The following is a 20575-nucleotide window of genomic DNA, read 5'->3' as shown; positions in this document are numbered from 1 at the left end:
CGATGCCGTAACAACAAATGGGGGTCGCGCCTCTGCGATGCTGACTTCCCGCAAGGGACGGATCAGGGCGAGGACGCCCGGAAGGCGGCGGCACGTGCGCTTCACGAACGGCTTCTGGCTGATGCGACCCGGCGTGGAGGCGCACTACGCCCGGGAGGCGTACGACCTCGACGCCACTCCCGAGGCCCTCGTCGTGACGGCGCCGACGAAGGCGATCACCACCCGCGGCGACACCCTGAACCTGCCCGTGCTCACGGTGACGGTCGCGCCGCACCTGCCCGGGGTCATCCGGGTGCGGATCGAGCACCACACCGGCGGCGGCGAGCCGCTGCGCTTCACGACCGCGCCCGCCGAGGGCGGCACCGTGCGCATCGCGGACGACGGCGCGGGCGTCGTGACGAGCGGCGACCTCGAGGCCCGCGTGACGCCCGGCGCGCCCTGGAGCCTGCGCTTCTCCTCCGGCGGCCGCGTCCTCACCGGCAGCGGCCACCGCTCGCAGGCCTGGCTGCGGCTCGCACCGGACGCGGAGGTGGACGCGCCGCCGGTCGGGCTCCCCCGCGGCGGCGCCTACGTGCACGAGCAGCTCGACCTGGGCGTCGGCACGCACGTCTACGGCCTCGGCGAGCGCTTCGGCCCGCTCGTCAAGAACGGGCAGACGGTCGAGATCTGGAACGCCGACGGCGGCACCTCGAGCGAGCAGGCCTACAAGAACGTCCCCTTCTACCTGACGGACGCGGGCTACGGCGTCTTCGTGAACGAGCCGGGCCACGTCTCCTTCGAGGTCGGATCGGAGGCGGTGCAGCGCGTCCAGTTCTCCGTCGAGGGCGAGTCCCTCGAGTACTTCGTGGTCGCGGGCGCGACGCCCGCCGAGATCCTCGAGCGCTACACGGCGCTGACCGGCCGCCCCGTCGAGGTGCCGGCCTGGAGCTACGGCACCTGGCTCACGACGAGCTTCACCACCCCCTACGACGAGGCGACCGTCACGTCCTTCCTCGACGGCATGCGCGACCGCGACCTGCCGCTGTCGGTGTTCCACTTCGACTGCTTCTGGATGCGCGAGTTCCAGTGGTCCGACTTCGCCTGGGACGCCCGCGTGTTCCCCGACCCGGACGAGATGCTCGCGCGGCTGCACGAGCGGGGACTCAAGGTCTCCCTCTGGATCAACCCGTACATCGCGCAGCGCTCCCCGCTGTTCGCCGAGGCCGCCGCGGCCGGTCACCTGCTGCGCCGACCCGACGGCTCCGTGTGGCAGTGGGACCTCTGGCAGGCCGGCATGGGCGTCGTCGACTTCACGAGCGACGCCGCCGTCGCCTGGTTCCAGGACCGCCTGCGCCCGCTGCTGCGCCAGGGCGTCGACTCGCTGAAGACCGACTTCGGCGAGCGGATCCCGCTCGACGTGGTCTACGCCGACGGCTCCGACCCGAAGCGCATGCACAACCTCTACGCGGAGCGGTACAACGCGGCCGTCCACGAGGTGCTCGAGCAGGAGCGGCCGGGCGAGGCGGTGCTCTTCGCCCGCTCGGCGACCGCCGGCGGGCAGCAGCACCCGGTGCACTGGGGCGGAGACTCCACCTCCACGTTCGCGTCGATGGCCGAGACGCTGCGCGGCGGGCTCTCCCTGTCGCTGTCCGGCTTCGGGTTCTGGAGCCACGACATCGGCGGGTTCGAGGGCACGCCCGACGCCGCCGTGTTCAAGCGGTGGGTGCCGTTCGGGCTGCTGTCGAGCCACAGCCGGTTCCACGGGTCCGACTCGTACCGCGTGCCGTGGATCTTCGACGACGACGAGTCCGCGCCCGACTCGGCCGTCAGCATCACCCGGCGCTTCGCGAAGCTGAAGAACCGGCTCTCCCCCTACCTCCTCGCCGCGGGCCGGGAGGCGGCGGAGACCGGCATGCCGGTGATGCGGCCGATGGTGCTGGCGTTCCCGGAGGACCCGACCGCGCGCCCGCTCGACCGGCAGTACCTGCTGGGCCCGGACGTCCTGGTCGCGCCCGTGTTCTCCGAGCAGGGCCACGTTGAGCTGTACCTCCCGGCCGGCACCTGGACGCAGCTGCTCACGGGCGAGCGCGTCACCGGCCCGGCCTGGCGGCGGGAGCGGCACGGCTTCGACTCCCTGCCCGTCTACGTGCGCGAGGGCGCCGTGCTGCCGCTCGGCGAGCGCGACGACCGGCCCGACACCGACCACCTCGACGGGCTCGTGCTCCGCGTGTTCCCCGGCAGCCCCGCCCGTCGCACCGTCCACGTCGCGGGCGCAGCGTTCGACGTGGTCACGACCGGGGACCGCGTGACGGCGTCGGGTCCCGCCGGCCGCTGGAGCCTCGCCGTGGGCGAAGCGCTCGTCGCCGCCGCGGACGGGACCGCCTCGATCACCCGGGACGGCCGCGCGGAGGCGCCCTCCCCGCTCTGAGCACCCGAGCCCCGCTGCGACCGTCGAGCCGCAGCGGGGCTCCGGCGCGCCAGTGCGATCAGGTAATTAGCAGATGGTAACGATCGGGTATCACTGGAACACCGATCGCCCCTCACGCGTCCTACCCGGCCAGGAGGGGTCTACATTCCTCCAGGCGATGTGACCGGTCACACCGATGCACCGCCGCACTCGTCGATGGCCGAGGGAGACCCCGCCATCGCCGACACCGGAGTCGACGACCGCCACCGGTTCGGCAGTGCACGGCTCGGCGGCCGAAGGGAAGCGACGTGGCGGAACGGAACGGTTCGGCGATCCTCGAGATGCGGGACATCACCAAGGAGTTCCCGGGCGTGAAGGCCCTCTCCGACGTGACGCTCACCGTGCGCGCGGGCGAGATCCACGCGATCTGCGGCGAGAACGGCGCCGGCAAGTCGACGCTGATGAAGGTGCTCTCCGGGGTCTACCCGTACGGCACCTACAGCGGCGACATCGTCTACCAGAACGAGGTCGTGCGCTTCTCGAACATCAAGCAGTCCGAGGCCGCGGGCATCGTGATCATCCACCAGGAGCTCGCGCTGATCCCCGAGCTGTCGATCACCGAGAACATCTTCCTCGGCAACGAGCCCTCGCGGTTCGGCGTCATCGACTGGACGGCCGCGCAGCTGAAGGCGCAGGACCTCCTCGCCCGCGTCGGCCTCACCGAGGACCCGGACACCCAGATCAAGACCATGGGCGTCGGCAAGCAGCAGCTCGTCGAGATCGCCAAGGCGCTGAACAAGAACGTCAAGCTGCTGATCCTCGACGAGCCCACCGCGGCGCTGAACGAGGCCGAGTCGCAGCACCTGCTCGACCTGATCGTCGGCCTCAAGGCCCGCGGCGTGACCTCGATCATGATCAGCCACAAGCTGAACGAGATCGAGGCCGTCGCCGACACCATCACGATCATCCGCGACGGCCGCACCATCGAGACGCTCGACGTCAAGGGCGGCGGCGTCGACGAGGACCGCATCATCCGCGGCATGGTCGGCCGCTCCCTCGAGAGCCGGTTCCCGGACCGCACGCCCCACATCGGCGAGCCCTTCTTCGAGGTCCGCGACTGGACGGTGCAGCACCCGCTCGACCCCGACCGCCTGGTCTGCAAGGCGGAGAACTTCTTCGTGCGCCGCGGCGAGATCGTCGGGTTCGCGGGCCTCATGGGCGCCGGCCGCACCGAGCTCGCCATGAGCATCTTCGGCCACTCCTACGGCACGGTCCTCGGCGGACAGGTCCTGAAGGACGGCAAGGAGATCCGGACCAACACGGTCAAGCGGGCCATCCAGCACGGGCTCGGCTACGTCAGCGAGGACCGCAAGGCGCTCGGCCTGAACCTGCTCGACACGATCAAGCGCTCCACGGTCGCCGCCGACCTGCCGAAGATCTCGCGGGCGGGCGTCGTCGACGGCGTGGAGGAGTTCGAGGTCGCCGAGCGCTACCGCAAGCAGCTCCGCACCAAGGCCTCGAGCGTCGAGGAGGGGGTCGGCAAGCTCTCCGGCGGCAACCAGCAGAAGGTCGTGCTGGCGAAGTGGATGTTCACCGACCCCGACCTGCTGATCCTCGACGAGCCCACCCGCGGCATCGACGTCGGGGCGAAGTTCGAGATCTACGGGATCATCCAGGCCCTCGCCGCGCAGGGCAAGGGGATCATCCTCATCTCCTCCGAGCTGCCCGAGCTCCTCGGCCTCTCCGACCGCATCTACACGATCTTCGAGGGCTCGATCACGAACGAGCTCGCCGTGCAGGACGCGGACCCCGAAACGCTCATGCGCAGCATGACCGCCAACACCAGCAAGAAGGCCTGACCCCTCATGAAGACCCTGCAGCGCCTCTTCGGCAACGCGAACATGTCCGGCGCCGGACAGTTCGGCATGATCATCGCGCTCGCCGCGATCCTGATCATCTTCTCCGCGCTCGACGGCGGCACGACGGTCCTGCCGACCAACGTGATCAACGTCTTCCTGCAGTACTCCTACATCCTGATCCTCGCGATCGGGATGGTGCAGGTCATCGTCGCCGGCCACATCGACCTGTCCGTCGGCTCGGTCGCCGCCTTCACCGGCATCGTCGTGGCCCAGTCGATGGCCGCCTGGCACTTCCCGACCGCGCTCGCGATCGTCCTCGGCCTCGTCGTCGGCGCGGCCGCCGGCGCCTGGCAGGGCTTCTGGGTCGCCTTCGTCCGGGTCCCCGCGTTCATCGTGACGCTGGCCGGCCAGCTGATCTTCCGCGGCCTGAACCAGCTGATCGGCAACTCGGACAGCGTGCCCGTCGGCGAGAGCTACCAGCAGATCGGCGCCGGCTTCATCCCCGACTTCGGCCCCAACACCGGCTTCAGCAACGGCACCCTGCTCATCGGCCTCCTCGCGATCATCGCGATCATCGTCACCGAGCTGCGGGCCCGCCGGCGCCGCGCCCGCATGCAGGCCGACATCCTGCCCGTGTGGGCGAGCGTCGTCCGGATCGTCGTCTTCGGCGCCGTCGCGGCCGTCGTGACCTACGAGTTCGCGGCCGGCCCCGTCGGCACGTCCGTGCCGATCGTCGCGCTGATCCTCGGCGTGCTGGTCCTCGTCTACGGCTTCGTGACCCGCAACACCATCCTCGGCCGCCAGATCTACGCGGTCGGCGGCAACTCCGCCGCGGCCGTGCTGTCCGGCGTCTCGGCCCGCCGCGTGAACTTCTTCGTGATGTTCAACATGTCGGTCCTCGCCGCGATCGCCGGCATGGTCTTCGTCGCCTACTCGAACGCCTCCGGCCCCCAGGACGGCACCGGCTGGGAGCTCGACGCGATCGCCGCCGTGTTCGTCGGCGGCGCGGCGGTCGCGGGCGGCATCGGCACGGTGAACGCCTCGATCATCGGCGGCCTCGTCATGGCCTTCCTGCAGAACGGCCTGCTGCTGATCGGCGCCGGCTCGAGCCAGCAGCAGATCATCCGCGGCCTCGTGCTGCTGATCGCGGTCGGCTTCGACGTCTACTCCAAGACGCAGGGCCGCCCGTCGCTGACCGGCCGCCTGCTAAACGGCCTGCGCATCCCGAAGGAGCCGTCGAAGACGGGCGCTCCGGCCGTGCAGCCCGAGAGCATCCAGGACCAGCCGAAGGTCACCCTCCCCTAGCGCTTCCGCACCCCGGGCATCCCCGGGGGCGGGACCGGGACCCAAGCGTCCCATCGATCAGAATGAAGAAGGCAGACTCAATGAAGAAGAAGCTCATCGTCGGGGCCACCGCCGTGACGCTTGCAGCCATGGCCCTCACGGGCTGCTCTGCGCGCAGCACCGCGCCCGCCGCCTCCGGCTCCGCCGCGGGCGCCACGATCCCGAAGGGCTCGACCATCGGCGTCGCGCTGCCGGCCAAGACGAGCCAGAACTGGGTGCTCGCGGGCCAGGACTTCACCCAAGCGATCGCCAAGGCCGGCTACAAGGCGGACGTGCAGTACGCGCCGGCCTCGAACACCGTGCCCGGTCAGCAGCAGCAGATCACCGCGATGACGACCAAGGGCGACAAGGTCATCGTCATCGGCGCGGCCGACGGCAGCCAGCTCGGCTCGCAGGTCTCCGCGGCGAAGAAGGCCGGCATCACGGTCATCGCCTGGGACCGGCTCATCACGAACACGCCGAACGTGGACTACTACGTCGCGTTCAACAACTACCACGTGGGCGAGCTGCAGGGTCAGGCGCTGCTCGACGGCCTCAAGGCGAAGGGCAAGGCGCCCTACAACGTCGAGCTGTTCGCCGGTTCGCCCGACGACTCGAACGCGAAGATCTTCTTCAACGGCGCCATGAGCGTCCTGCAGCCGAAGATCGACGACGGCACCCTGAAGGTCGTCTCCGGCCAGAAGAGCTTCACCGAGGTCGACACGCAGGGCTGGCTGCCCGCCAACGCGCAGGCCCGCGCGACGAACCTGCTGACGAAGTACTACTCGAAGACGGACCTCGACGGCGTCCTCTCCCCCAACGACACCCTCGCGCGCGGCATCCTCACCGCGGTGAAGGCGGCCGGCAAGTCCAACCCGGTCATCACCGGTCAGGACTCGGAGACCGCGTCGATCCCGCTCATCATGAACGGCACGCAGTACTCGACCATCTACAAGGACACGAACCTCGAGGCCAACGCCGCGGTGAAGCTCGTCAAGGAGCTCGCCGCCGGCAGCAAGCCGACGGGCGTCGTGAACGACCCGAAGCAGAACAACAACGGCAAGAAGGTCGTCCCGGCCGTCGAGCTGACCCCGGTCCTCGTGACCAAGGACAACGCGGTCAAGGCCTACGCCAACAACCCGACCCTCGAGGCGCTCGCCAAGAAGGGCTGATCCCCCAGGGATCCCGCTCGTGAAGGGGCCGTCGCCGGACATCCGGTGGCGGCCCCTTCCGTCGTTCCCGGCGACGATCCGGCCTAGTACCGGCTGAGGTCGACCTCGACGATCGTGCGCACGCCCTTCGGCACGTCGACCCGGATCGTCGTCGGCACGTGGTGCGGCCGCGGCACGAACGTGGCGGTGACGATCGAGCCGCCGCAGTCGTCGCCCGAGGCGCCCGTGCGCGACGCCGCGCCGGCCCCGCCGAGCACCCACGAGTAGCGCGTCGACCGGTCGCAGGTGAGCAGCACGGTCAGCAGTCCGGTCGCCTGCCCCGGCGTCGCGATGCCCCGCAGGGAGAGCACGAGTGGTCCGGTGCCCGTGCCGTCGACGGCGATGCTGTCGCTGCGGATGGAGGCGGAGAGCGCGGTGCGGTGCTGCGCGAGGTACAGGCCGAGGAACGGCTTCCGCTGCCCGAACAGCGCGGCCAGGTCGCGGGCGGCGTCGAGGCGGTCCTCGTCGTCGCCGAGCACGGGCACCGGGGTCGAGGCGACGACGGGGTAGGGCGGCGGCGCTGGCCGGACGAGCACGCCGATCCCGAGCGCGGCGCCTCCCAGCGCCGCGACGAGCACCGGCACCAGCGCGCGGCGGAGGCGGCGAGGGCGACGGCCGACGGCGGCCGCGTACCGGGCGAGGTCCTCCCCCGCGGCGTCGCGCCGGTAGACGGCCCGCCGCAGCGACTCCTGGTCCCGCCGTCGCCGCATCCTCCGATCCTCCCCCGGTCGGTCGGCGGGCACCGCCCTGGCGCGTCCTGCTCGACGGGGTAGCCTGATGAGGACGAAACCGGGTGTCACCGCCAGGAAAGTTTCGTGACGAAGGAGTCACATGCCGAACGCCGCACTGCCGCCGCTCCGCACGGACGGGTCCCGGTTCGTCGACCCCGACGGCCGCGAAGTGCTCCTCCGCGGCGTCTGCCTCGGCGGCTGGCTCAACATGGAGAACTTCATCACGGGGTACTCCGGCAACGAGTCGCTGATGCGGCGCACCGTGGCGGAGCGCATCGGCGCCGACCGCGCGGACCGCTTCTTCGACCGCCTCCTCACCCGCTTCTTCGCGGAGGAGGACGCGGCCCTCCTCGCGGACGAGGGCTTCACGGTCGTGCGGATCGCGGTCGGCTACAAGCACTTCGAGGACGACTCGCGGCCGTTCGAGCTGCGCCCCGACGCGTTCGCCCACCTCGACCGCGCGATCGAGGCGCTCGCGGCCCACGGCGTCTACTCGATCGTGGACCTGCACGCGCTGCCCGGGTCGCAGAACCAGCACTGGCACTCGGACAACGAGACGCACCGGGCGCTGTTCTGGGAGCACCCGCACTTCCAGGACCGCGTGGTCCGGATCTGGGAGGCGATCGCCGAGCACTACCGCGGGAACGCCGCCGTCGCCGGGTACAACCTGCTGAACGAGCCCGCCGACGAGTCCCGCGCGGTCGTCGGTCCCTTCTACCGCCGGCTCGTCGCCGCGATCCGCGCCGTCGACCCGGACCACACGGTGTTCCTCGACGGCAACACCTACGCGACCGAGTTCGGCTTCTTCGACGAGGACCCGTTCGAGAACGCGGTCTTCACGCTGCACGACTACGTGCCGGCGGGGCTCGGCCGCAGCAGCAGCTACAGCACGGAGGAGGCCCGGGCGAAGTTCCTGCAGCGCTCCGAGTACGCCCGCCGCACCGGCACCCCGATCCTCGTCGGCGAGTTCGGCCCGATCTACACGGGCGACGCCGACGAGGACGCGCTGCGCCGCCGGATCCTCGACGACCAGCTCGCGCTCTACGACGAGTTCGGGGCGAGCTGGACCGTGTGGATGTACAAGGACATCGGGCGGCAGGGCCTCGTCTCGGTGCGCGAGGACACCCCGTACCGCCGCCGGTTCGACGCGTTCGTGGCGAAGAAGCGGCGTCTCGGCGTCGACCAGTGGGGCAGCGACGGCATCGACCCGATCGAGGTGACGAAGCCCGTGCAGGACCTGGTCGCCCGCGAGTTCCCGGACTTCGACCCGTACCCGTGGGGCAGGGTCGACTTCGTGCGGACGCTGCTGAACAACATCACGCTCGCGCAGCCGATGGCGCACGAGTACGCCGACCTGTTCCGCGGCCTCGACGACGCCGCGCTCGACGCGCTCGCCGACTCCTTCGCGCTCGCCGCGTGCGAGGTCCGGCAGCCGCTCCGCGACCGCCTCGTCGCGCACCTGGCGGGGGTGCGGGCGTGAGGGCGGCGGTGCTGCGCGCGCCGGGCGAGCCCCTGGCTATCGAGGACGTCGCGCTCGACGCGCCGGGGCCCGGCGAGGTGCTCGTGCGCATCGAGGCGGCGGGCGTCTGCCACAGCGACCTGCACTACATGACGGGTGACCTGCCCGCGAAGCTGCCGATCGTCGTCGGCCACGAGGGCGCGGGGATCGTGGAGGCGCTCGGTCCGGGCGCCGGCGAGCGCGTGGCGGTGGGCGACCGAGTCGCGCTGCTCTGGCGTCCCCGCTGCGGCGAGTGCGACGCCTGCGTGCGCGGCAACCCGGTGCTCTGCCGCTACGGCCGCGTCTTCGCGCAGACGAACGGCCTCTTCGACGGCACCACCCGCCTCTCCTCCTCCGACGGGTCGGAGCGCATCCACCACCTGATGGGCGTCTCGTGCTTCGCGGAGCGCGTCGTCGTGTCGGAGACGAGCGTCGCGCTCGTGCCGGACGGCGTGCCGCCCGAGGTCGCCGCCATCGCGGCGTGCGCCGTCATCACCGGCGTCGGGGCCGTGCTGAACGCGGTGGAGTCCCCCGGCGGCCGGCCGCTCGGGATCCTGGGCGCCGGCGGCGTCGGCCTGGCCGCCGTGATGGGCGCCCACCTCGCGGGCGCCGAGCCGATCATCGCGATCGACCTCGACCCGGCGAAGCTCGAGCTCGCCCGCCGCTTCGGCGCCACCCACGCGATCGACGCGGGGAACGAGGACGTCCTCGCCCGGGTGCAGGAGCTCACGGGCGAGGGGGTGCCGTGGATGATCGACGCGGTCGGCGCCCCGGCGACCATGCAGCAGGCGGTCGCCTGCCTCGCGCCCGAGGGCGTGCTGGTCGCGATCGGGCTGTCCCGCGCCGACGCGACGTTCCCGGTGCCGATCAACGAGCTCGTGCAGCGGCAGAAGCGCATCGTCGGCTCGCTGTACGGCTCGAGCAACCCGCGGATCGACCTGCCGCGGATCTTCGCGCTCTACCTCGCCGGGCGGCTGCCGCTCGACGAGCTGATCGGCACGAGGCGGCCGCTGGCCGAGGTCAACGAGGCGTACGCGGAGCTGCGGCAGGGCGCCGCGGGCCGCGGCATCCTGATCCCGTAGGAGGAGAGCACATGGTGGCGGAGAACATCGGCGGCGGCTCGGAGCAGCGGCTGCGCAGCGACGAGTGGTACGGGTACGGCGACGGGGACGGCCGGGACGGGTACATCCACCGCGCCTGGATGCAGCGCGGCTACCCCGCGGACGCGTTCGACGGGAAGCGGCCGCAGATCGCCATCGCGAACACCGCGAGCGACCTGACGCCCTGCAACATGCACCTCGACGAGATCATGCAGTCGGTGAAGCTCGGCGTGGCCGAGGCCGGCGGCATCGGCCTCGACCTCCCCGTGGTCTCCCTCGGCGAGACGCTCGTCAAGCCGACGGCGATGCTGTGGCGCAACATGGCCGCGATGGCGATGGAGGAGATGTTCCGCGCCAACCCGATCGACGGCCTGGTCCTGCTCGGCGGCTGCGACAAGACGATCCCCGCGCTGCTCATGGCCGCCGCGTCGGTGGGCATCCCCGCCGTGGTCGTGCCGGGCGGTCCCATGATGAACGGGATGTTCCGCGGCCAGCGGATGGGCTGCGGCACGGGCACCTGGCAGCTGAGCGAGGAGGTGCGGGCCGGCACGCTCTCGAAGGAGGCGTTCCTCGCCTCCGACCGCTCCATGATCCGCAGCAAGGGCCACTGCAACACGATGGGCACGGCATCGACGATGGCGGTCATGGCCGAGGCGCTCGGCATGACCATCCCCGGGCTCGCGGGCACGCCGGCGCCCGACGCCCGCCTCCTCGAGGGCTCGCAGGCGACCGGCCGGCTGATCGTCGACATGGTGCACCAGGGCCGGACCATCGGCGACGTGATCACCCGCGGCTCCCTGCTGAACGCGATCACGGCGATCGCCGCCTGCGGCGGATCGACGAACGCCGTCATCCACCTGATGGCGATCGCGGGGCGCCTCGGCATCGAGCTGACGCTCGACGACTTCGACTCGGTCGGGGCACGCGTGCCGCTGCTCGTGAACCTGCAGCCCTCCGGCGCGTTCCTCATGGAGGACCTCTACAACGCGGGCGGCCTGCTGGCCGTGCTCGCCGAGGTGAAGGACCTGCTCGACCCGGCGCCGATCACCGTCACGGGCCGGCCGCTCGTCGACTACCTCGACGACAGGGCGATCTGGAACACGGAGGTCATCGCGCCCCGCGACGCGCCGCTGATCCCGGCTGCGAGCGAGGAGACCTCCGGCGCGGGGATCGCGGTGCTGCGCGGCAACCTGGCGCCGAACGGCGCGATCATCAAGCCCTCGGCCGCGTCCGCCCACCTGCTGCAGCACCGCGGGAAGGCGATCGTCTTCGACTCGATCGAGGACTTCCACGCCCGCGTGGACGACCCGGACCTCGACGTGACGCCGGACTCGGTGCTGATCCTGCGCGGCTGCGGCCCCATGGGCTACCCGGGCATGCCCGAGGTCGCCAACCTGCCGCTGCCGCAGAAGATCCTGAAGCAGGGGATCCGGGACATGGTGCGGATCAGCGACGGCCGCATGTCCGGCACCGCGTACGGCACCGTCGTGCTGCACGTGGCGCCGGAGGCCGCGGCGGGCGGCACGCTCGCGCTCGTGCAGGACGGCGACGAGATCGTCCTCGACGTCGCGAACCGCTCGATCGTGCTCGACGTGCCGGAGGAGGAGCTCGCGCGCCGCACGCCCTCCCCCGCCCTCGTCGCCGGTCTGGCGAGCGCGAAGCGCGGCTGGGAGCGGCTCTACATCGAGCACGTGCAGGGCGCGGACACGGGCGCGGACCTCGACTTCCTGGTCGGGGCCTCGGGGTCCGAGGTCACCCGCGAGTCGCACTGACGTGCGCGACGACCGGCGCGAGGAGGGGCTCCCGGTGCGGCACCGGGAGCCCCTCCGAACGGTCGTCGGATCAGCTCCGGTGCGGGACGCCCTTCGCGGTCCGGAGGACGCTCTGCAGCGCCGTGTACTCGGGCTTCGCGACGAGGTTCTCGTCGTAGATGTCGGCGGCGCCCTCACCGGGGAAGACCCCGGGGATCCAGGAGTACTCGTCCCCGAAGCCCCAGACCGTGTACGAGATGCACGCCTTGACGAGCAGGCAGGCCTGCAGCGTCTGGGCGTAGCCCGCGTTCTGCGCCGACTGCTCCACCGCGGTGACGGGGAGGGTCGTGCGGACGTCGACCTCGGTCTCGGCCGTCTTCAGGCCGAGCTTCGCGAAGCGCCGCATGGTCGTCTCGAGGTCCGGGATGCCGTACTGCGTGTCGAGGTGCGTCTGGAAGCCGACGCCGTCGATCGGGACGCCCTTGCGAACGAGGCCCTCGACGAGGTCGTACGCGCCCTGCTGCTTCGGCCCGTCGTACTCGATGTTGTAGTCGTTGTAGAACAGCAGCGCCTTCGGGTCCGCCTGGTGCGCCCAGGTGAACGCCTTCGCGATGTAGCTCGGCCCGATCTTCTGCAGCCACAGGTTGTCGCGCAGCGTGCCGTCCTCGTTGAACGCCTCGTTCACGACGTCCCACTGCCAGATCTTCCCCTTGAAGTGCCGCATCTCCGTGAAGATGTGCTGCTTGAGGATCGACTCCGTCTGCTTCTTCGTCAGCGACGGGCCGATGTCGTTCAGCCACTGGGGCAGCTGGTTGTACCAGACGAGCGTGTGGCCGCGGACGAGCTGGTGGTGCTGCTTCGCGAAGCGCACGAGCTCGTCGGCGGCCGTGAAGTCGAACTGTCCGCGCTTCGGCTCGATCGCGTCCCACTTCATGACGTTCTCGGGGGTGACCGAGCTGAACTGCTGCGCCGCGATGCGGTCGTAGGCCGCGTTCGACCCGAGCTCGTCGGTGTTGATCGCGGTGCCGATGCGGACGCCGGACGAGGAGGCGGCGAGCGCGCGGAGGCTGCTGCGCCCCGTGCCCTCGGTGGCGGCGGAGGCGCTCAGCACGGAACCGGCGGTGAGCGCGACGGCGAGGGCCGCTGTGACGGCCACGGCGCCTGCGCGGCGCCGTGGGATGGACGGAGGAACGGACATGACGTGCTCCTTGCAGTGGTCGACTTCATCGTGACCGGGCCGACTTCGGCGGCGGTTGCCATGAAGGAGAAACGTTTTCCACATGGACTGTCAACGGTTTCGACAGGGTTTCGCACGACGCGCCGGGCAGCCGGTGCGCGGAGTGCGCGCTCGGGAACCATGCGTCAGGCTGGAGCCGCTCGAGCGGTGCGGCACGAGCGGATCGGAGTGCGCAGTTGAGTCCCACTGATGTCCCGGAGGGCGCCATCCGCCACGCGGTCACCCGCGGCGGCCGGCGCTGGGTGGTCCGCACCGACGGAGCCGACCGGCTGATCGAGGGCGGTCTGGCCGACCTGCTCGCACTGCCGCTCGACGAGGCCCGCGCCCGCATCGACGCGGCGACACCCGTCGACCACCCCTTCGACGTGGCCGCTCCGGTCGACGTGCAGGAGGTCTGGGCCGCCGGCGTCACCTACGAGCGGAGCCGCGACGAGCGGATGGCCGAGTCGACCGAGGCGTCGATCTACGACCGCGTGTACGTCGCCGAGCGCCCGGAGCTGTTCTTCAAGGCGCCCGCGAGCCGCGTGGTCGGTCCGGGCGAGCCGGTCGGCATCCGCGTCGACTCCGACTGGGACGTGCCGGAGCCGGAGCTCGGCCTCGTCTTCACCAGCCGCGGCGAGCTGTTCGGCTACGTGCCGGGCAACGACATGTCCAGCCGCTCGATCGAGGGCGACAACCCGCTGTACCTGCCGCAGGCGAAGGTCTACGAGGCCGCGTGCGCCCTCGGCCCGGCGATCGTGCCCGTGTGGGCGGTCGAGGGACCGTTCGACATCGGGCTCGAGATCGAGCGCGACGGCGCGATCGCGTTCTCGGGCACCGCCTCCTCCGCCTCGATCACCCGCACGGCTGAGGACCTCGGCGCGTGGCTGTTCGCCGCGATGCCGTTCCCGTCCGGCGCGGTGCTGCTGACCGGCACGGGCATCGTGCCCCCGGAGTCGTTCACGCTGGCCGCCGGGGACGTCGTGCGCGTCTCCCTCGGCGGGGTCGGCGTGCTGGAGAACCCGGTGCGCGAGGTCGGGACCGACCTGCGCGGCCGCACGAAGGAGGGCACCCGATGACGGACACCACCCCCGACGAGCTCGACCAGGTGCTCGACGACGCGGTCGCCGCCGCCGCGGTGCTGCGCGGGCGCTCGCCCGCCGAGCGCGCCGACTGGCTGCGCGCGGCCGCGGACGCCCTGGACGGCGCGGCCGAGCGCCTCATCCCGCTCGCGCAGGAGGAGAGCCGGCTGCCCCGGCCGCGCCTCACGGGCGAGCTGAAGCGGACCACCTTCCAGCTGCGGCTGTTCGCGGACGAGATCGCGGCGGGCGCGTACCTGCACGCGACGGTCGACCACGCGGACCCGGCCTGGGGCATGGGCCCGCGGCCCGACCTGCGCCGCATGCAGCTGCCGCTCGGCCCCGTCGCGGTGTGGGCCGCGAGCAACTTCCCGTTCGCGTTCTCGGTGGCCGGCGGCGACACCGCGTCCGCGCTCGCGGCCGGCTGCCCGGTCGTGCTCGTCGCGCACCCCGGGCACCCCGGGCTGTCGCGAGCGACCGCCGAGGTGCTGATCGCGGCGCTCGAGGGCGCGGGCGCGCCGCAGGGCGTGTTCGCGCTCGTCGAGGGGCAGGAGACGGGCCGCGCGCTCATCACCGATCCCCGCGTCGCGGCGGGCGCGTTCACCGGCTCCCTGCGCGGCGGCCGCGCGCTGTTCGACCTCGCCAGCGGCCGCGAGACGCCGATCCCGTTCTACGGCGAGCTCGGCAGCGTCAACCCGGCGTTCGTCACGACGGCCGCGGCCGCCGCGCGGGCGGAGGAGGTCGCCGCCGGTTTCGCGGGCTCGATGGCGCTCGGCGTCGGGCAGTTCTGCACCAAGCCGGGGCTGCTGTTCGTGCCCGCCGACTCCCCCATCCCCGGCCTCGTCGCCGAGCGGCTCAAGGAGGTCGCGGGCGCGCCAATGCTGAACGACCGCATCCGCGAGGGCTACGGCGAGGCGCTGAGCGCGCTGGCGTCGCACGAGGTCGTGGAGGTGCTCGCCGGCACCGCCGACCCCTCCGGCGACCCCGCCCCGACGCTCCTGCGCACGAGCGCCGCGGAGATCCTCGCGGACCCGCGCCCGCTGACCGCCGAGCTGTTCGGGCCCGCCGCGCTCGTCGTCGAGTACACCGACGACGAGGAGCTGCTCGCGGCCGCGCGCACCCTCGAGGGCCAGCTCACGGCGACGATCCAGGGCGAGGAGGGCGACCAGATCGCGCCGGCGCTGCTCGAGGTGCTCTCCGAGCGCGCGGGCCGCGTGCTCTGGGGCGGCTGGCCCACCGGCGTCTCGGTGACGTACGCGCAGCAGCACGGCGGCCCGTACCCGGCGACCACCGCGGTGGGCACGACCAGCGTGGGCACCGCCGCGATCGAGCGCTTCCTGCGCCCGGTGGCCTACCAGGACCTCCCCGAGGCGCTCCTCCCCGAGCCCCTCCAGGACGCCAACCCCTGGTCGGTCCCCCAGCGCATCGACGGCGTCCACCCCTCCTGAGGCTTCGCGGATCCGCATTTCGTCCGCGGATCCGCAGTTCCTGGTCGACACGCCGCGCTCTGACCTCCAGCGCGCGGCGTGTCGACCGATTTCTGCGGATCGGCGAACCCGACCCGCGGAGGTCGCCTCCTCCCCAGTCCGATCCCGGCCGCAGGAGGAGGACCGGACTGGCCGGAGCGGTGCCCTCGGCGTCAGGCTGCTCGGCCATGACGACCGACCGCACCCTCCTCGTCCGCACGGCCCGCGGGGTTCTCGCCCAGCACAGGGGCGTCGCGCATCTGCAGCGCTTCGTCGAGGCGGGGATGACCCCGATGCAGGTCGCCCACCTGCGTCACCTGGGCGCCCTCGCGCGGCCGCGGATCGGCTGGTACGCCGACCCCGCGGTACCCGAGCCCGGCATCCGGGCCGTCCGGGTCGGCGGTGCGCTCGGTTGCACGGCGGCCGCCGCGTCGTGGGGCATCGTCGTGCCGGAGCACGCGGAGCAGCACCTCGAGGTCAGCATCGCGCCCGGCACGACGCGGCTGCGGCGGTCCACCGACGCCTCCCGGCGGGCGCGAGCGTCGTCGGAACCGGCGGTCCGGTGGCACTGGGAGCAGCGCACGGACCCCGTCGTCGGTTGGCGCGTCTCACCGCTCGACGCGCTCCTGCAGATGGCCGCCTGCGTGGAGTGGCGCTGGCTCGTCGCCGCGATCGATTCCGCCCGCTGCACCGCGCAGCATCCGCCGCTGCTTCCGGAGGTGGACGTCCGGCGGCTGCGCGAGCTGCTCCCCGAGCACCTCCGATCAGCGGTGGATCGCAGCGACCCGCGCTCGGAGACGTCGGGCGAGACGATGGTCCGACTCGCGTGCGAGGACGCCGGCATCCCCTTCGTGCCGAACGCGCGGGTGACGAGCGCCTACCGGCCGGACGGCCTGGTCGCGGGCTGGCTGCCGGTCGAGGTCGACGGCATGGCCACGCATTCCGGACCGGAGGCGGTCGAACGCGACCGGGAGAAGGACGCGATCATCGCGCAGTTCGGCACCCACCCCCTCCGCTTCACACAGACGCAAGCCGTGCGGGAGACCGCCTGGGTCGTGGAGACCATCCGCCGGGTGTGGCTCCGCGGATCCGCAGGAACTCGGCGACACGCCGCGCAGTAGCGTCCTGCAACCGGCGTGTCGGGCGAGAACTGCGGATCCGCGAAGGAAATGCGGATCGGCGAACCGGTCAGCCGGCGAAGGAGTACTGCTCGGCGCCGCGGACGCCCGCCTCATGGGCGAAGACGGCGCCCGCCTGCGGCTCCGCGTCGGCGTCGCCCCACCCGTCGCGGGAGGTGGTGATGAACAGCGTGGTGCCGTCGGGGCCGCCGAAGGTGCAGGAGGTGACGTCGCGGGCCGGCAGCTCGACGACCTCGGTCAGCGCGCCGTCCTGGTCGTAGCGGTGCACGGCGTGCCCGCCGTAGAGCGCGCACCACAACCCGCCCTCGGCATCGATCGCGAGCCCGTCCGGGTTGCCCTGCTCCTCCGGGATCTCGACGACCGTCTCGCGGTCGCCGAAGGTGCCGGAGGCCGCGTCGAACGCGAACCGCGAGATGCGGTGCGTCGGGGTGTCGTTGTAGAAGACGGCCTGCCCATCCGCGCGCCACTGCAGGCCGTTCGAGATGGTCACGCCCGGCAGCACCTCGTGCACCGAGCGGTCCGCGTCGATCCGGTACAGGGTGCCGGCGCCCTCGGTCGCCTCGTAGGCCATGGTGCCGAGGTACAGCCGGCCCTGCGGGTCGCAGCCGCCCTCGTTCATCCGGATCGAGGGGTCGGAGAAGACCTCCTGCACGTCCCCGACGGGCTGCAGGTCGTCGTCGAGCAGGCGGAACCCGTGCTCGACCGCGAGCACGAAGCCGCCCGCGGTGCGGCGACGGACCACCGCGGCGACGCCGCCGAAGCCGTGGCGGACCGCTCGGGAGCCCGGCTCGAACTCGACCACCGCGCCCGCCAGCATGTCGACGAGCAGCAGCCGCCCGGCCGCCGCGTCCCAGTACGGGCCCTCGCCGTGGTTCGTCACCACGTCGGTCACCTGCGTCGCCTTCGTCACATCCAGCCTCCGTCCACGATCCAGCGCTGCGCGGTGCACGAGCGCGAGTCGTCGGCAGCCAACCACAGCAGCATGCGAGCCACGTCGTCGGGGTACAGCTTCTGCGGCAGGCACTGGTTGCGCGCGATCGACGCCTCCGCCTCCGGCGTCACCCACTCGGTGAGCTGCTTCTCCGTCATGATCCAGCCCGGGATGATGCAGTTCACCCGCACGGCCCACGGCCCGTACTCGCGGGCGAGCGTGCGGGTCAGGCCCTCCACCCCGGCCTTCGCGGTGATGTAGCCGGGCAGGTCCATCAGATCGATGTGCGCGCTGATGGAGCCGAGGTTGATCACCGAGCCGCCGCCCGCCTCGCGCATGCCGGGCGCCACCGCCTGCGTCGCGAAGAAGTGGTGCCGCACGTTGACCGCGATGCGGTCGTCCCACAGCGCCTCGTCCATGTCGGCGACCTTGTCGCGGTGGTCGTTCGCGGCGTTGTTCACGAGCACCCGGACCGTGCCGAGCTCCTCGGCGACCTCGGCGATCGCGGCCTGCAGCGCCGGCACGTCCCGCACGTCGCACGGGAGGAAGCGCACGGCCGCGCCGGCGTCGGCGAGGCGCCGCTCGAGCGACCGCCCGCGCTCGACGTCGACGTCGACGAAGCCGACGGCCATCCCCTGGCCGGCGAGCTGCTCGACGAACTCCGCGCCGAGCCCGGAGGCGCCGCCGCTGACGAACGCGGTGCGCCCCCGCAGGCTCGGATAGACGGCGTACTGCGTGGTGTCGGTCACTCGAACCCCTTCGTCCGATGGTGCGGGAGGAGCGATCAGGCGGGCGGGTCGAGCCAGCCGTCGGCGGGCGGCACGAGCGTCTCGAGCTCCGCCCACAGCGCCTCCGGGATCGCGACGGAGGCCAGCTCGACCGTCTGCGCGATCCGCTCGGGCGACGAGACGCCGACGACGGTCGAGTGCACGTCCGCCGAGCGCATCGAGAACTGCAGCGCTGCGGCCGCCAGGGGCACGCCGTGCCGCGCGCACGCCTCCCCCATCGCCGTCGCGGCCCGCGCGACGCGGTCGTCGCGCTCCCCGTACGCGTACTTCGTCTGCACCTCCGGTCCCTTCGCGAGCATGCCGCCGCCGTAGGGCGCCGCGTTGATCACGCCGAGCCCCGCCGCGGCCGCGCGCGCGAAGAGCCCCGCGGCGGAGCGGTCGAGCAGCGTGTACCGGTTGTGGCTCAGCACCACGTCGAACGCGCCGGTGTCGAGGTAGCGCTGCAGCAGCGGCACCGGGCCGCCCGCGACGCCGATCCGGTCGACGAGGCCCTGCTCCCGCAGCGCGACGAGCGCCTCCACCGGGCCGCCGGGCGCGACGCCCTCCTCGAAGGGGATGCGCTCCGGGTCGTGGAGGTGCAGCAGCGGCACGCGGTCGACGCCGAGGCGCTCCAGGCTCTCCGCGAACGACGCGCGCACGCGGTCGCCCGAGAAGTCGTCCGAGCCCGGAGCGGGATCGACCTTCGTCGCGAGCACGATCCCGGGCGGCAGCCCGCCCGCACGACGGACGGCGGCGCCGATGCGCACCTCCGCCTCGCCGTGCTCGCCGTACCCGTTCGAGGTGTCGATGAAGTCGAGCGGCCCGGCGAACGCGGCCTCGACGGTCGCGACCGCCCGGTCCTCGTCGACGTCGTACCCGTAGAGGCGGGCCATGGAGGCGAGCGGGCTCGTGCCCACGCAGATCGGCGTCACCGAGATGCCGGTGGCGCCGAGCGGCCGCGGGGCGAGCGAGGGCGTGCCGGTCACGCGTCCACGGTCGCAGGCGCGTGCTCGGCGAACGCCGCACGGCCCGCGTGGTACGCCGCGACGATGCGGGAGAGCACCGCGTCCGTCGTCGGGTCGGCCGCCGTCTGCCCGGGGTGCGCCTCGCGCCACTCGAGCATCCGCCGCACCGCGCGGTGGAAGGTGAGGCGCTGGCCGAACGACGGCACGAACCGCTTGATCTTCGTGTTGTCGAACACGGCGCTGTGCGCGAGGTCGCCGACGAGCAGGTCCGACCAGAACCAGTCCGGCGCGACGACCGGGTACAGCTCGCTCGGCACGTGCACGAGCTTCGCCGGCACGCCCAGCGCGTCGGCGATGACGGTGTAGATCTGATCCCAGGTGTGCACGTCGTCGCCGGTGATGTGGAACGTCTCGCCGATCGCGCGCGGGTTGCCGAGCAGCCCGACGAGCCCGACCGCGAAGTCCTCCGCGTGCGTGAGCGTCCAGAGCGACGTGCCGTCGCCGTGCACGGGGATCTCCTCGCCGCGCGCGATGCGGTCGACGACGGTCCAGTCGCCGGGCAGGGGCGGGTTCGCGTCGTCGTACGTGTGCGACGGGCGCACGATCGTCATCGGGAAGCCCTGCTCGGCGTACGCGTCCTGCAGCACCCGCTCCGCGCGCAGCTTGGCACGCGCGTAGGAGAGGAAGCGGTTGTGCGTCGGCGTCGACTCCGTCACCGGCGTCTGCAGCACGGGCTTGCCGTACACGGACGCCGACGAGATGTACACGTACTGGCGCGTGTGCGGGCCGATCAGGCGCACCGCGCGCTCGGCGTCGTCCGCGTCGTAGGACAGGAAGTTCACGATCGCGTCGAACGTCCGCCCCTCGAGGGCCGCGGTGAGGGAGGCGTCGTCGGTGACGTCGCCGACCAGGGACTCGACGCCCTCGGGCAGCTCGCGCTGCTTGGCGTTGTTGCCGCGGTTCAGCACCGCGACGTGCATCCCGCTCTCGACGGAGAGCCGCACGCACGAGGCGCTGATGGTGCCCGTGCCGCCGATGTAGAGGACGGAGAGCGCCGCCCTATCGCGTTCCAGCATGGTTTCCTTCCGGCCGGGCGTGCGCCCGGCGTCGATCGTGGGAGCGGAACCCGTCCGATCGGGTCCCGCTCGTGGTG

The 20575-nt window shown here is 72.2% G+C and carries 16 protein-coding genes; 10 read left to right on the top strand and 6 right to left on the bottom strand.

What is annotated here, in order from left to right; translation table 11 throughout:
- The first annotated feature begins 94 nt into the window (after positions 1-94).
- The 4 genes from yicI (at position 95) to ABEA53_RS00945 (ending at position 6740) form a co-directional block, all read left to right on the top strand.
- Positions 95-2407: an alpha-xylosidase gene (gene yicI, locus ABEA53_RS00960; RefSeq protein ID WP_345479032.1), complete on the top strand. Its 2313-nt coding sequence runs from the start codon at positions 95-97 to the stop codon at positions 2405-2407.
- 320 nt (positions 2408-2727) lie between these two features.
- Positions 2728-4245, top strand: a complete 1518-nt coding sequence (mmsA, locus tag ABEA53_RS00955) for a multiple monosaccharide ABC transporter ATP-binding protein (protein WP_345479654.1) — start codon at positions 2728-2730, stop codon at positions 4243-4245.
- Between the two features lie 6 nt (positions 4246-4251).
- Positions 4252-5550 carry an ABC transporter permease subunit gene (locus tag ABEA53_RS00950; RefSeq protein WP_345479031.1) on the top strand — a complete coding sequence of 433 codons (1299 nt, stop codon included), beginning with the start codon at positions 4252-4254 and terminating at the stop codon, positions 5548-5550.
- An 80-nt stretch (positions 5551-5630) separates the two neighbouring features.
- Positions 5631-6740, top strand: coding sequence for a substrate-binding domain-containing protein (locus tag ABEA53_RS00945; protein WP_345479030.1), 1110 nt, complete (start codon positions 5631-5633; stop codon positions 6738-6740).
- An 83-nt stretch (positions 6741-6823) separates the two neighbouring features.
- On the opposite strand, the gene ABEA53_RS00940 is transcribed toward ABEA53_RS00945, so the two are convergent.
- Positions 6824-7489, bottom strand: coding sequence for a hypothetical protein (locus ABEA53_RS00940; protein WP_345479029.1), 666 nt, complete (start codon positions 7487-7489; stop codon positions 6824-6826).
- Positions 7490-7610: 121 nt separating this feature from the next.
- On the opposite strand from ABEA53_RS00940, the gene ABEA53_RS00935 reads away from it, so the two are divergent.
- The 3 genes from ABEA53_RS00935 to ABEA53_RS00925 are packed head-to-tail and all read left to right on the top strand — an operon-like array spanning position 7611 to position 11880.
- Entirely contained in the window at positions 7611-8990 is a 1380-nt protein-coding gene (locus ABEA53_RS00935) for a glycoside hydrolase family 5 protein (protein WP_345479027.1), read from the top strand.
- Complete coding sequence (locus tag ABEA53_RS00930) at positions 8987-10090, top strand: zinc-binding dehydrogenase (RefSeq protein ID WP_345479026.1); 1104 nt, start codon at positions 8987-8989, stop codon at positions 10088-10090. The genes ABEA53_RS00935 and ABEA53_RS00930 overlap by 4 nt, the downstream gene beginning before the upstream one ends.
- A gap of 11 nt (positions 10091-10101) precedes the next feature.
- A complete protein-coding gene (locus tag ABEA53_RS00925; protein WP_345479025.1) occupies positions 10102-11880 on the top strand; it encodes a dihydroxy-acid dehydratase in 1779 nt (592 codons plus the stop codon).
- Between the two features lie 70 nt (positions 11881-11950).
- Here the strand turns inward: ABEA53_RS00925 and ABEA53_RS00920 are convergent, their stop codons facing one another.
- Positions 11951-13057: an endo-1,4-beta-xylanase gene (locus ABEA53_RS00920; RefSeq protein ID WP_345479024.1), complete on the bottom strand. Its 1107-nt coding sequence runs from the start codon at positions 13055-13057 to the stop codon at positions 11951-11953.
- A gap of 215 nt (positions 13058-13272) precedes the next feature.
- Between ABEA53_RS00920 and ABEA53_RS00915 the strand changes: the two genes are divergently transcribed.
- The 3 genes from ABEA53_RS00915 to ABEA53_RS00905 all read left to right on the top strand — a co-directional run bounded on the left by ABEA53_RS00915 (position 13273) and on the right by ABEA53_RS00905 (position 16741).
- Complete coding sequence (locus ABEA53_RS00915) at positions 13273-14154, top strand: fumarylacetoacetate hydrolase family protein (RefSeq protein WP_345479023.1); 882 nt, start codon at positions 13273-13275, stop codon at positions 14152-14154.
- Entirely contained in the window at positions 14151-15602 is a 1452-nt protein-coding gene (locus tag ABEA53_RS00910; RefSeq protein ID WP_345479022.1) for an aldehyde dehydrogenase (NADP(+)), read from the top strand. The genes ABEA53_RS00915 and ABEA53_RS00910 overlap by 4 nt, the downstream gene beginning before the upstream one ends.
- A gap of 206 nt (positions 15603-15808) precedes the next feature.
- Positions 15809-16741: a hypothetical protein gene (locus ABEA53_RS00905; RefSeq protein WP_345479020.1), complete on the top strand. Its 933-nt coding sequence runs from the start codon at positions 15809-15811 to the stop codon at positions 16739-16741.
- A 67-nt stretch (positions 16742-16808) separates the two neighbouring features.
- Here the strand turns inward: ABEA53_RS00905 and ABEA53_RS00900 are convergent, their stop codons facing one another.
- The 4 genes from ABEA53_RS00900 to ABEA53_RS00885 are packed head-to-tail and all read right to left on the bottom strand — an operon-like array spanning position 16809 to position 20498.
- Positions 16809-17651 (bottom strand): SMP-30/gluconolactonase/LRE family protein, encoded by an 843-nt coding sequence (locus tag ABEA53_RS00900; RefSeq protein ID WP_345479018.1) that lies wholly within the window; start codon positions 17649-17651, stop codon positions 16809-16811.
- 14 nt (positions 17652-17665) lie between these two features.
- The gene (locus ABEA53_RS00895; protein ID WP_345479017.1) at positions 17666-18439 is read right to left on the bottom strand and encodes an SDR family NAD(P)-dependent oxidoreductase; all 774 of its coding nucleotides are present in this window, start codon (positions 18437-18439) and stop codon (positions 17666-17668) included.
- Between the two features lie 35 nt (positions 18440-18474).
- On the bottom strand, positions 18475-19443 hold the full coding sequence (locus ABEA53_RS00890) for an aldo/keto reductase (protein ID WP_345479016.1): 969 nt from the start codon (positions 19441-19443) through the stop codon (positions 18475-18477).
- Positions 19440-20498 (bottom strand): NAD-dependent epimerase/dehydratase family protein, encoded by a 1059-nt coding sequence (locus ABEA53_RS00885; protein ID WP_345479015.1) that lies wholly within the window; start codon positions 20496-20498, stop codon positions 19440-19442. Before ABEA53_RS00885 ends, ABEA53_RS00890 begins: the two co-directional genes overlap by 4 nt.
- Positions 20499-20575: the final 77 nt, after the last annotated feature.

Source organism: Amnibacterium soli, from assembly GCF_039544415.1.
GTDB classification, from domain to species: domain Bacteria; phylum Actinomycetota; class Actinomycetes; order Actinomycetales; family Microbacteriaceae; genus Amnibacterium; species Amnibacterium soli.
The sequence above is the reverse complement of the archived record's forward strand: the minus strand, read 5'-3'. Positions and strand labels throughout refer to the sequence as shown.